Here is a 12638-nt window from a genome sequence, read left to right on the forward strand (position 1 = left end):
ACCGCCGATCAATGGGCGCCGGCCAGTTCGCCCGAGAGCTGCGCCCGCGAGCGCTGCGGGCGCATCCAGGCCAGGCCGACCAGCCCCGCCACCACCAGCAGCACGCCGCTGACCGCGAAGCCGTGGGCATAGCCGGCGCCGTCCAGCCCGCCCGAGCGCTGCACCAGGAAACCGGTGACTATGGGCGCGCTCAACCCCGCCAGCGAGGCGAAGGCGTTGCCGATGGCGAGAATGCTGCCGCGCTGGGCAGTGGGCGTGACCTCGGCGAGCATCGCCGGGCCCACCGAGTACATCACCAGCGCCAGGCCGCCGCTGAGGGTCATGTAGGTCATGCGCAGCGCCACCGGCAGGTCCGCCAGCAGGCTGATGGAGAGCACGCCGCTGGCCAGCAGGCAGGCCGAGACGAACACGCCGCGCGCCACCCGCGAGCTCACCCCGGCGCGCAGCAGGCGTTGCGACAGCCACGCCATGAACAGGCTGAGCGGCATGGTCACCAGCACGAACAGGCCGAACAGCCGTCCGGCATTCAGCGCGCTCATGCCCAGGCCGCTTTCCAGGTAGGCCGGCACCCAGGTCAGGGTCAGCGCCAGCGACCAGTTGGCGGCGAAGTGGCAGAAGTAGTTGGCCAGCACCGTGCTGTCGCCCAGCAGACGGCGGTACGGCAGGCGCTCACCGCCGCCGTGGCCGCGCGGGCCGTCACCCAGCCGCCCCTCCTGGCCGAAGAAGAACCAGGCCACGCACCAGATGGCGCCGAAGATCGCCAGCACCGCAAAGTTGCTGCGCCAGCCGTAGTGGGTGCTGATCCACGGGATCATCAGCCCGGCGATCAGCAGCCCCATGGCACTGCCCGAATGCAGCAGCGCCACCGGCAGGCTGCGGCGCTCGTCGGGGAACCACTTGTACAGCGCGTGGGTGGCCACCGGCGAGGCCGGTCCCTCGCCCACGCCCAGCAGCACCCGGCAGGCCACCAGCGTCCACAGCGACGTGGCATAGAGCATCGGCAACTGCACCAGCGCCCAGAAGGCGCCCATGCCCAGCAACAGCCAGCGGGTGGAGCGGCGGTTGGCGAGGAAGCCGCCGACCACCGCGGAGATGGAGAACAGCCAGTGCAGGCTGCCACCGACCAGGCCGAACTCGGCCGGGGTCAGGTTCAGCTCCTTCATCATCGGCACCGCCACCAGGCCGGTCACCACCTTGTCGAGGAAGTTCACCAGCATCATGGCCGCCAGCAGGAAGGCGACCGTCCAGGCGCGGCGGGGCTGATAGGCGTTGTGTCGGGCATCGAAATTGTGCATGTCGCTTATCTCTCTTGTTCTTGTCGGGTGCTGCGCTCGCGCGGTCGGGCACCCGATCAATCGGGCATGAGGATGCCCTTGGCGATGGTGTTGCGCTGGATTTCGCTGGTCCCGGTGAGGATGCGCATCATACGGGTCGCTCGGAACAGCCACTCCACCGGATGCCCGTTGATCAGGCCGGCGCCGCCGTGCACCTGCACCGCACGGTCGGCGATGCGGAAGGCGGTTTCCGAACTGAACACCTTGCACATCGACGACTGCGTGCGGATGTCGCCGCCGGCGTCGTAGCTGGCCGCCGTGGCGTACATCATGCTGCGCGCGGCGTACAGCTCGGTGGCCATGTCGGCGATCATGTGGCTGACCGCCTGGAACATGGCGATCGGCCGGCCGAACTGCACCCGCGTGCGGGCGTAATCCACCGACAGGTTGAGCGCCAGTTCGGCCATGCCGAGCATGGTTGCGCAGTGCAGCAGACGGTTCAGGGTGATACGCCCCATGGCCAGCTTGAAGCCCTTGCCCTCCTCGCCGATGCGGTGCGCCACCGGCACCTTCACCCCGTCGAGGAGGATGTCGCCGTGGGTGCCGGGGCCGGACATCGCCTGGTAGTCGGAAACCACCTGCGCGCCGGGCGCGGCGAGGTCGACGAAGAACGCCGAGATGCCCTCCGCGCCCTTGCCCGGCCCGGTCACCGCCAGCAGCACGGCGAAGTCCGCGTAGGGCGCGCCGGAGATGTAGCGCTTGGCGCCATCGAGCACATAGTGGTCGCCTTCCCGGCGCGCGCTGGTCTTGATCGCCGTCGCGTCGGAGCCGGCCTCGGCCTCGGTCAGGGCGAAGCACACGGCCTTCTCGGCGCGGCACACCGGGCGCAGGAAGTGTTCGACCTGCTCGTCGCTGGCGACGCGGAACAGGTGGCCGATGCGCGGCGGGCCGCTCAGCTCGCCCAGCACATGGGCAGCCAGCACCGCGCCGCTGCTGGCGGCGGCTTCCTTCACCGCGCACAGGTCGGCGATGCCCAGGCCCGCGCCGCCCAGTTCCTCTGGCAGCATGATGTTGTAGAAGCCGCGCTCGCAGGAGCGCCGCCACAGGTTGCGCAGCAGTTCGCGCGGGTGCCTCTCGCCGAAGCGGATGCCCTCGCGCTGCTCCAGCGGCAACAGTTCCTCGCGGATGAAGCCGCGCAGGTCGTCGATGATCGCCTGCGCCTTGGCGCTGGGTTGAATCGCTTGCATGATCGTGCTCCTCAGATCCGCCGTTCCTGGTGCTGCCAATAGGGTTCGCGCACCAGGCGGCGCACGACCTTGCCGTTGGGGTTCTTCGGCAGCTCGCGGACGAAGTCCACGCTGCGCGGCTTCTTGAAGCCGGCCAGCTGCGCAGCGCACAGCTCGATGATCCGCGCCTCGTCCAGCTGCATGCCGGGCTTGAGCACCACCACCGCCTTGACCGCCTCGCCCCACTGCTCGTCGGGCACGCCGACCACCGCCGCCTCGAAGACTTCCGGCAGGCTGTAGAGCACCTGTTCGACCTCGGTGGGGTAGATGTTGAAGCCGCCGGAAATGATCATTTCCTTCTTGCGGTCGACGATGAACACGTAGCCGTGCTCGTCCACCGTGGCGAGGTCCCCGGTGAGGTAATAGCCGTCGCGCATGACCTCGGCGGTCAGCTCCGGCGCCTGCCAGTAGCCCTGCATGATGTCCGGCCCGCGCACGACGATCTCGCCGATCTCGCCGGGCTTCACATCCTCGAAGTCCTCGTTGACCACCCGCAGGTCGGTGTCGAAATAGCAGCGCCCGCAGGAGGCCAGGCGCCTGGGATCGTCCAGCGCGGCGATGTGGTCCTGCTCGGTGAGCACGGTGACCAGCGAGCAGGTCTCGCCGGCGCCGTAGCCCTGGGCGAGGATCGGTCCGAACACCTGCATGGCGCGACGTACCAGGGCCGGCGCCATGGGCGCGGCGCCGTACATCACCAGGCGCAGGCTACTCAGGTCGTAGCTTTCCACGCCGGGGAAGTTCACCAGGCGGTTGATCATCGCCGGCACCAGGAACAGCCGGGTGACGCGCTCGCGCTGGATGGTTTCCAGCAGCAGGCGGTCGTCGTAGCGCTCCACCAGCAGGTTGCACGCGCCGGCGGCGAGCAGCGGCATGATCTGCATGCCGCTGGCATGGGTGATCGGGCCGACGTGGGCCATCACGTCGCCCGGCCCGGACCGGCCGGTCGGGCTGGCGATACTCTTGCGCACCAGCGCCTTGCGGTTGCCGACGCTGAGCATGGCGGCCTTGAGCACGCCGGAACTGCCGGAGGTGTAGTGCAGCACGGCCAGGGCGTCGTCCGCCGGGTCGCAGCTGATGTGCGCCTCGCTGCCGCGTTCGAGCACCTGAGCGTAGGGCACGTCGGCGCCCTCGTCGGCCAGCGGGACGATCAGCCTGAGGTCCGGCAGCTCGCCGCGGCGCTGGTCGATCAGCGCGGCGAAGGCGGCATCGGCGATCACCGCCTGGCTGCGCGAATCCTTCAGCACGCTGATGACTTCGTCGGCGGCCAGGCGCGCATTGATCGGCACCTTGACCATGGCGTTCTTGTAGAGCGCGACCTCCGCCTCCACCAGTTCGACGCGGTTGAGCGCCAGGATCGCCACGTGGGCGCCCTGCTCCAGCCCCAGCGCCAGCAGGCCGGAGGCCAGGCGGTTGGTGCGGCGTTCGAGCTGGGCGAAGGTGAGGCGTAGGCGGGAGTCGACCACGGCTTCGCGGTCAGGCCAGTAAAGCGCACTGCGGCGCAGGATTTTTCCCAGGTCCACTTGTTGTTCTCGTTGTCAGGCTGCTGATGAAAGTGACGAACGAGATGCTAAGAGCCGTGCGCGGCAACCGGCCAATACCATAGGGCGATGCCGGCCATGCCGGAATGCGATGGGTCCCGCGGGGTGGCGCTGGCGCTCAGTCCACCGGCGGTTCCTGGGCCACCCCGCGCGGCCCGGCGACACCCCAGATGGCCAGCCCGACCACCGGGAAGATGACGATCAGCAACGACCACAGGGCCTTGGCATTCACGTCCTTGTCGCTACGGAAAATGCTGACGATGGCCCACAGGTCCAGCAGCACGATGATGATCGCCACGGCGATCCAGAACCACGAGGCAAGGGCGAACGTGGACATTGGCGATGTCTCCTCTTCGGCTTCGGGCGAAGCTCGCCCGTGTCCTTGGGCTGGCCACAATCCACGCCCAAGGTTCATTCCGCGCGATGAAGGTGCGCCCCGCCCTGTAGGAGCGGGCCACGCCCGCGATTCGCCGGCAAGGCAGGCGCCCCGCCCGGCATCACCTGCCAGCCCCCACCCGCCGGATGGGTTTCGCGGCGCGCCCGCGCCATGCCACCTGTAGGAGCGGGCCACGCCCGCGATCCGCCGGCAAGGCCAGCGCCTCGCCCAGCATCACCTGCCAGCACCCACCCGCCGGATGGATTTCGCGGACAAGGTCCGCTCCCACGGGAACGCCGCCGTCGCATGGCGCAACCGTTCGTCCCTGGCGTCGAACACCCGGCGCCCTGCCCGGGTCATCCCCATAGGCGCCGCGAACGACGTCGCCCACTGCCACTGCTCGTGCCGAGCCACTCACACTCGACCCGAATCGCGAGGTGCACACGATGGGCTGGAATGATCATCAGGATGTCGAACGCTCGGAAGGTCTTCGCCGGCTGCTCGAAGACGGCGTACTGGAGGCGGACAGCCGCGAGGAAATCCTCGCCCGCTACATCCTCAACCACGGGTTCGCCGCGCTGTCGGAAGCCCAGCAGCAGGAATTCCACGATCAATTGCTGCCGCTGCTCGACCGCCGTGACCGCGGCGAGGGGCTGATGCCGCAGAGCGACCTCGACCCGGCGATCGACGATCCCGAACTGGCCCGCGCGCAGATCAACGATCCGGGCAACGAAGACCCCGGCTCGCTGATCGAGAGCGAGGTAGCCGAGGGGCTGCGTCCGGGGCACCGGGACCGCCGCTGATCTTTCCATGAGGCTCGAGGAGAACGCCATGACCTTCCCCCTGACCCACTTCTTCGTCCACCCCGAACAGGCCTGGCGCGAGCTGCGCGACAGCTCGGACCAGCATCCGGCCGCCTACCTGCCGTTCTGGCTGCTGATGCCGCTGATCCCCGCGGTGTGCCTGTTCATCGGCACCACCCAGGTCGGCTGGCGCCTGCCCGGCAACGACGAGACCCAGTACCTGAGCCTGGCCAGCGGCGCGCTGCTCAGCTTCTGGTGCTACGTCGGCCTGGTGGCCGGGATCGTGATCATCGCCTACCTGACCCGCTGGGTCCTGTTCCGCACCGAGGTGCGCCCCAACGTCAACCGCAGCATGGGCTTCTCCACCGCCGTGGCGCTGCCGCTGATGCTCGCCGGGGTCGCCGCGCTGCTGCCCTCGCGCTGGTTGCTGATCCTCGCCGCCGGCGTGGCCACGGCGTATTCGGCCTGGCTGTTGTTCATCGGCCTGCCGATCTACATGCGCCTGACCCAGCGCAGCGCGGTGTTCTACGCCGGCTGCATCCTGGGCTTCGGCTTCCTCGTGCTGCTGACCACCGCGTTCGGCTTCCTCGAGCTATGGGGCCAGGCGATGAACGGGTCGGGCGAATATCTGCAGGAATAGCCGGGTCTGGATCCCGGCTCCCGTAGGAGCGGACCTTGTCCGCGAAATCCATCAGACCGCCAGACGCTCACAGGCCTGTCACCAGGGCTGACCGCCGGCCCTGCCGACGGATCGCGGGCAGGGCCCGCTCCTACAGGTCACGTCCACGCGGCTCTTCGAAGGAGCGAGCTTGCGCAGCACCCGACTACGGCAAGGGGCCAGACAGATTGGCTGCCTTGCCGAGCTGCGGAGTACACCGCACCGGATTTCGCGGACAAGGTCCGCTCCTACGAACCCGTCACGCCGGAGCAAACCGGTAGGAGCGTGCCGCGCACGCGATGGCGGACAAAGTCCGCTGTTCCGGGTGGGCGGTTCGCGAGCAAGAACCAGGCGTCCCCCTCGCTCCTACGAAGAGCGACTGCGCGACGGCCTGGCATTGGCTTGGAAGACTTCCAGGAAAACTTCCGAACACTCTGACCGCCCCGTTCAGCAGGCCGAGTGGAGTCGGAGTTCCAGGGGTTGAGCGGCATGGATGCCGCGAGAGCCGCGATGGGCCAGGGATGGCCCGTCGCGGCGGGCCCCTGGAACTGCGATGGAGCGAGGGTATTTTTCGCCTGAGCGAAAAACCGGATGTCCGGGGCAAGACCTTTGCCTTCTTTGGGGCGACTGCCAAAGAAGGTCGCCCGAGGGGGCGAAACCACAACACATCCGCACACACAGAAGCGGCGCGGGAACGCCCAAGTGCCGACGCAGCCAAACAGGATCGCCATTCGAGCACGAACAAGGCGCCGGCCCTGCCGGCGGATCGCGGGCATGGCCCGCTCCTACAGGTGGGCATGGCGGGAGCGGATTTATCCGCGAAATCCCTCTGGTTGGCCGGCGCTCACAGGCATGACGCCAGGGCCTCGCCGGCGGTTCGCGGGCATGGCCCGCTCCTACAATGGGGGCCTATGCCACTTCGCTCTTCACTCCCGCATCCAGGTCCACCAGCAGCTCGATCATCGCCCGTGCCGCCGCCGAGAGGCGGTCGCCGCTGCGGGTGACGATGCCGCAGCGAGCCTGGAGGATGTCGACGTTCTGCGGCAGGTTGCGAAAATGCAGGCGCACCAGTTCGCCGCGGGCCATCGGCTCGCTCAGCGCCTCTTCCACGGCGATGCCGATGGCATCGGTCTGGCCGACGATGCGCACCAGCGACGCCATGTCCTCGCACTGCACGTTGGTGGTGATGTCGATCTTGCCGCTGAGGTTGGCGAGCATCTTCCGCGCGCTGGGCGGGATCAGCGTGGCCGCCAGCGGGTAGGCGAACATGTCGTTGGTGGAGAGGCTTTCCTTGGCCAGCAACGGGTGCCCCTCGCGGCAGAAGAACAGGCCGCTGCGCGGTTTCAGCGCGCGGGTGTGGAAGTTCGGGTCGGCCTCGAAATGACGGATGTCGGCGACGAAGAACTCGATCTCCTCGCGGCTCAGGCTGCGCGCCAGGCGCTCCCAGTTGTCCACGCCGAACTGGATGTGGATGCGCGGGTAGCGCTGGACGAAGCGCGCCACCGCATCGGACACCAGCTTCTGCGCCGGCGCCGGGCCGCTGCCAAAGCGCAGCTCGCCCGAATCCAGCTTGTTCAGCCGGGCCACCGCATGGCTCAGGTTGTTGGCGCCCTGCACCAGGCTCAGCGCGTGCTGCAGCACCACCTGCCCCTCGGGGGTGGGGCGCAGGTCCTTGCTGCCGCGGTCCACCAGGCGGCAGCCCAGTTCCTGCTCCAGGCCCTGGATGCTGCGGCTGAACGCCGGCTGGGTGATGCCCATCGCATCGGCGGCGCGAACGAAGCTGCGGTGTTCGTTGAGGGCAATGAAGTAGCGGAGTTGGCGCAAATCCATGATGCATTTCCGGCATTGAAAATAGTGGGCAAAGGCATTTGCCGCTTTCGTATGCGCTGGTTTTAAATGCAAGCTCTTATTCCGTCAACGAAGAATAAAACAAACATCTATTCTTTTATGAACTAAGAATATAGCTCAGACCAGGAGTCGCCCGATGCCAGCCTTGCACCTCCTTTCCTCGCGAATGTGCCTGTCGCGCTGTCGCTGACAGCAAAAAGCCGCTTCAACCCCACTGAAAACGTCGTTCGCCACTGCTGCGTGGCGCGGCCCCGTTTTGCCCGCGATTGGCGCCGGCAGATAAGGACACAGCATGACTTTTAGACATTCGCCCTTCCCCTTCAAACTTCACCGGCTGCGCTACGCCATCGTCCTGCTGGCCCTGGGCGGCGCGCTGCCGGTATTCGCCGAGGAAGCCGAGGACGGCGGTAACAGCAGTGACGCCAGCAACCCGGTCAGCGCTGCGCCGGCCAAGGCCGACGCGACCCTGGGCAAGGTCACCGTAACCGCCCGCCGCCGCGAGGAAGACTCGCAGAAAGTACCCACGCCGATCACCGTGGTCGGCGGCGAAACCCTGGAAACCCAGCGCGTCTACAAGGTGCAGGACCTGCAGCAGATCCTGCCCAGCGTGAACGTCGCCTTCATCCATGCGCGGCAGTCGAGCATTGCGGTGCGCGGCATCGGCAACAACCCGGCCAGCGACGGCCTGGAAGGCAGCGCCGGGGTCTACCTGGACAACGTCTACCTCGGCCGTCCCGGCATGGCGGTGTTCGACCTGCTGGACATCGAGCAGCTGGAACTGCTGCGCGGGCCGCAGGGCACGCTGTTCGGCAAGAACACCACCGCCGGCGTGCTGAACATCACCACCCGCGCGCCCACCTTCACCCCCGAGCGCAGCGTGGAAGTCTCCGGCGGGCAGGACGGCTACTTCCAGGGCAAGGGCACCGTTTCCGGCGCGCTGACCGACACCCTGGCCGGGCGCGTGTCGGCCTACCGCACCCGCGACGACGGCTACATCAAGAACATCCACGACGACAACTACCTCAACGGCGGCGAGCGCCAGGGCATCCGCGGGCAACTGCTGTTCAAGCCCAACGAGGACTTCGACCTGCGCTGGATCAACGACTACAACGAGGAGGATTCCAGCAACGGCAGCATGGTGGTGTACGGCGCCGCCGACCGCTTCTGGCAGCGCGCGGCCGCGGTGGGCGCCTCGCCGATCCGCGATCCGGACCGGCACAAGGTCAACATCAACAGCCGCCAGCATGTCAGCGTGCACCAGGGCGGCAGCTCGGTGGAGGCCAACTGGAACCTCAACGGCGGCTACAAGCTGACCTCCATCAGCGCCTATCGCTACTGGCACTTCACCCCGGCCAACGACGAGCAGCTCAACGTCTCGGCGATCAACAACACCGGCGTGGAAGTCCACGACCGCCAGTTCTCCCAGGAAATCCGCCTGGCCTCGCCCACCGGTGGCTTCTTCGACTATGTGCTGGGCGCCTACGCGTTCAACCAGAACCTGGGCAACAAGACCTTCACCGACTACGGCCCGCTGGCCGACCGCTACCTGCTGGGCACCAACCTGAATGCGCTGAACAACACCTATTCGAAAGCCAACGGCAAGATCAACACCGACAGCTTCGCGCTGTTCGCCCAGGGCACCTGGCACCTCACCGACAAGCTGGACTTCACCGCCGGCCTGCGCGGCACCTACGAGGAAAAGGACGCCAAGGTCGAGCGCTTCTCGCCGGTGGGCGGCGCGCCGGTGACCGGCGTCGGCGCGGTGGTGCGGCGCAACCAGCTGGGCGCCTACGACTCGGGTGACCTGAGCCTGTACAGCTTCGCCCCCTCGGCGCTACTGAGCCTGAGCTACCAGTTCACCGACGACCTGCTGGGCTATGCCTCGCTGTCCCACGGCGAGAAATCCGGCGGCGTGAACCTGGCCGTGGCCAGCGCCCCGACCGCGGGCGCGGACTCGCTGCTGGTCGGCCCGGAGCGCGCCAACGACGCCGAACTGGGGATCAAGACCACCCTGTTCGACAACCGCCTGCAGCTCAACACCAACATTTTCTGGACCGGCATCCACGGCTACCAGGCGACCACCCTGTACCAGCCGCCGGGCTCGACCCAGCTGGTCTCGGTGCTCTCCAACGCCGGCAGTGTGCGCTCGCGCGGCCTGGAGTTCGAGGCGACCGCCCTGCCGATCCGCGGCCTGACGCTGAACTTCAACGGCTCCTACAACGACGTCACCTACCTGTCGTTCAAGGACGCCCCGTGCCCGGCGGAAGTCTCCACTCAACCCAACGCCCCGGCCACCTGCGACCTCACCGGCCAGCGCGTGGTCGGCGCCTCGAAGTGGATCGCCAACCTCAACGGCGAGTATGCCTGGAACCTCGACGACGGCATCCGCCCCTACGTGACCGGCAGCTACTCCTACCGCTCCGAGGCCGAAGGCACGCTGGACAACTCCGACCTGTCGAAGATCGACGGCTACGGCCTGGCGAACTTCTCCGTCGGCCTGCGCAAGGACATCGGCGACGGCCAGCTGGACGCCTCCGTCTGGCTGAAGAACGCCTTCGACAAGGACTACTACCTGGCCGCCTTCGCCAGCATCAACGGCTCCTACACCGCCTCGGTGGGGCAGCCGCGCACGCTGGGCGCCTCGGTTCGCTACGACTTCTGATCCCCATCCGCCGCGCCAGAGTGCGCGGCGCCATTGCACAGCAAGAGGACGATGAGATGAGCAACGCAGCACAGGCTATCAAGCAAGACCTCGTCAATCTGGACATCCACCCGGTCGCCGGGCGCATCGGCGCGGAGATCCGCGGCGTGACGCTCTCCGGCGAGCTGGACGCCGCCACCGTCGACGCCATCCAGGCGGCGCTGGTGAAGCACAAGGTGATCTTCTTCCGCGGCCAGACGCAATTGGACGACCAGGGCCAGGAGGCCTTCGCCCACCTGCTCGGCAAGCCGGTGGCGCACCCCACCGTGCCGGTGCAGGACGGCACCCACTACCTGCTGGAGCTGGACGGCGCCCAGGGCCGCCGCGCCAATTCCTGGCACACCGACGTGACCTTCGTCGAGGCTTACCCCAAGGCTTCGATCCTGCGCAACGTGGTCGCTCCCGAGGCCGGCGGCGACACCGTATGGGCCAACACCGCCACGGCTTACGACGACCTGTCGCCGGAACTCAAAGCGCTGGCCGACTCGCTGTGGGCGGTGCACAGCAACGAGTACGACTATGCCAGCGTGCGCCCGAACGTCGACCCGGCGCGCCTGGAAGAGTACCGCAAGATTTTCACCTCCACCGTCTACGAAACCGAACACCCGGTGGTGCGCGTGCACCCGGTCAGTGGCGAGCGGACCCTGCTGCTGGGGCATTTCGTCAAGCGCCTGAAGGGCCTCTCGCAGCATGACTCGGCGCACCTGTTCGCCGTGCTGCAGGGCCACGTCACCCGCCTGGAGAACACCGTGCGCTGGCGCTGGCAGCCGGGCGACGTGGCCATCTGGGACAACCGCGCGACCCAGCACTACGCCGTGGACGACTACGGCACCCAGCCGCGCATCGTGCGCCGCGTGACCCTCGAAGGCGATGTGCCGGTGGGTATCGACGGGCAGCGCAGCCGGACGATCAAGAAGGTTTGAAGGTCCTCTGCCGCCGAACCCTTTCCCCAGCCCTCTCCCTGAAGGGAGAGGGAGTATCCGATTGAAGCGTATCTCCCGTGCGGTCCTGCTACGTCGGCGCAGGACTGGCACGTGGTTTCGCCTGGCACCGATCCAGTCCCCTCTCCCTTCAGGGAGAGGGTTAGGGAGAGGGCCGCCCATGCCTGAACGGAGCACTGTAAGATGACCCAATCCGCCCTCCAGCAATCCACCCCCGAACCCTTCGCCATCGTCCCCCTCGACGCCCCGCTGGGCGCCGAAGTCCGCGGTCTGGACGCCCGCGAGCCGCTGACGCCCGAACAGATCCTGGCGATCAAGCAGGCCCACCGCGAGCACCACATCCTGATCTTCAAGGACCAGCAACTGGACGATCAGCAGTACCTGCGTTTCGCCACCCTGTTCGGCGCGGTGTTCCAGCCGCCGGCGGACGTGCCGGTGCTGTCCTCCGGCGCCGATGGCAAGGCCCCGGACATCGTCAAGGTGGCCAACACCGAGGACGGCGAACTGGGCAACTTCGCCCTGCCGGCCCACGTCGACCACCAGTGGACGCCGGTGCCCTCCTCCGGCTCCTTCCTCTATGCGCTGGAGGTGCCGAAAACCGGTGGCGAAACCCAGTTCACCAACCTCGCCCGCGCTTACGAAACCCTGGACGAGGCGACCCGCGCCGAGATCGATCCGCTCAGGCTGATCAACTACAACCCGTTCATTCGCCTGAAGAGCGGCGGCTACAACGGCACCTTCGTGCGCTACCGCACTCCGGACATCGAGCCCATCCAGGGCACCGAGCACCCGCTGGTGCGCACCCACCCGGAGAGCGGCAAGCGCGTGCTGTTCCTCTCCGTGCACACCGAGGTGGAAATCCCCGGTGCCGACCCGAAACGGGGCGCCGCGCTGGTGGAGAAGCTGCGCGAACACCTGCAGAAGCCGGAGCTGATCTACAGCCACAAGTGGTCGGTGGGCGACATCGTTTGGTGGGACAACCAGGCGGTGCTGCATGGCCGCAATGCCTTCCCGGCGAGCGAGAAGCGCCGCCTGAAGCGCATCAGCCTGTCCGGCAGCCGGCCGTTCTGACGCAGCGTAGGAGCGGACTCTGTCCGCGAGGGTTTCCAGGCCGCTCACGGCGCCTGCCTGGGGTTCGCGAGCAAGCTCGCTCCTACGAAGAGCCGCGCGGAACAGGTTTTCCGCCAGCCCGTGCACGGCGGATAACGCTGGC

10 protein-coding genes are annotated in these 12638 nt (G+C 67.6%); 5 read left to right on the forward strand and 5 right to left on the reverse strand.

The window, feature by feature from the left end:
• Nucleotides 1-8 precede the first annotated feature (8 nt).
• From ACNFIA_RS19705 to ACNFIA_RS19720, 4 genes are all read right to left on the reverse strand, one after another.
• Nucleotides 9-1295, reverse strand: coding sequence for an MFS transporter (locus tag ACNFIA_RS19705; protein WP_416787933.1), 1287 nt, complete (start codon nucleotides 1293-1295; stop codon nucleotides 9-11).
• 56 nt (nucleotides 1296-1351) lie between these two features.
• Nucleotides 1352-2521: an acyl-CoA dehydrogenase family protein gene (locus ACNFIA_RS19710; protein ID WP_416787936.1), complete on the reverse strand. Its 1170-nt coding sequence runs from the start codon at nucleotides 2519-2521 to the stop codon at nucleotides 1352-1354.
• Between the two features lie 11 nt (nucleotides 2522-2532).
• Nucleotides 2533-4080, reverse strand: coding sequence for an AMP-binding protein (locus ACNFIA_RS19715; protein ID WP_416787938.1), 1548 nt, complete (start codon nucleotides 4078-4080; stop codon nucleotides 2533-2535).
• A gap of 136 nt (nucleotides 4081-4216) precedes the next feature.
• A complete protein-coding gene (locus ACNFIA_RS19720; RefSeq protein ID WP_259754721.1) occupies nucleotides 4217-4435 on the reverse strand; it encodes a PLD nuclease N-terminal domain-containing protein in 219 nt (72 codons plus the stop codon).
• A 485-nt stretch (nucleotides 4436-4920) separates the two neighbouring features.
• Between ACNFIA_RS19720 and ACNFIA_RS19725 the strand changes: the two genes are divergently transcribed.
• Both ACNFIA_RS19725 and ACNFIA_RS19730 read left to right on the forward strand, forming a co-directional pair.
• Nucleotides 4921-5277 (forward strand): hypothetical protein, encoded by a 357-nt coding sequence (locus tag ACNFIA_RS19725; RefSeq protein WP_416787941.1) that lies wholly within the window; start codon nucleotides 4921-4923, stop codon nucleotides 5275-5277.
• Between the two features lie 28 nt (nucleotides 5278-5305).
• Nucleotides 5306-5917: a Yip1 family protein gene (locus ACNFIA_RS19730; protein ID WP_416787944.1), complete on the forward strand. Its 612-nt coding sequence runs from the start codon at nucleotides 5306-5308 to the stop codon at nucleotides 5915-5917.
• A gap of 927 nt (nucleotides 5918-6844) precedes the next feature.
• Here ACNFIA_RS19730 and ACNFIA_RS19735 read toward each other — a convergent pair.
• Nucleotides 6845-7765: a LysR family transcriptional regulator gene (locus tag ACNFIA_RS19735; protein WP_416787946.1), complete on the reverse strand. Its 921-nt coding sequence runs from the start codon at nucleotides 7763-7765 to the stop codon at nucleotides 6845-6847.
• A gap of 310 nt (nucleotides 7766-8075) precedes the next feature.
• Between ACNFIA_RS19735 and ACNFIA_RS19740 the strand changes: the two genes are divergently transcribed.
• The 3 genes from ACNFIA_RS19740 (at nucleotide 8076) to ACNFIA_RS19750 (ending at nucleotide 12496) form a co-directional block, all read left to right on the forward strand.
• Complete coding sequence (locus tag ACNFIA_RS19740; RefSeq protein ID WP_416787948.1) at nucleotides 8076-10445, forward strand: TonB-dependent receptor; 2370 nt, start codon at nucleotides 8076-8078, stop codon at nucleotides 10443-10445.
• Between the two features lie 56 nt (nucleotides 10446-10501).
• On the forward strand, nucleotides 10502-11407 hold the full coding sequence (locus tag ACNFIA_RS19745; protein ID WP_401086291.1) for a TauD/TfdA dioxygenase family protein: 906 nt from the start codon (nucleotides 10502-10504) through the stop codon (nucleotides 11405-11407).
• Nucleotides 11408-11608: 201 nt separating this feature from the next.
• Nucleotides 11609-12496, forward strand: coding sequence for a TauD/TfdA dioxygenase family protein (locus ACNFIA_RS19750; RefSeq protein WP_416787951.1), 888 nt, complete (start codon nucleotides 11609-11611; stop codon nucleotides 12494-12496).
• Nucleotides 12497-12638: the final 142 nt, after the last annotated feature.

Source organism: Pseudomonas sp. NY15437, from assembly GCF_048068435.1.
Classification (GTDB): domain Bacteria; phylum Pseudomonadota; class Gammaproteobacteria; order Pseudomonadales; family Pseudomonadaceae; genus Pseudomonas; species Pseudomonas nitroreducens_B.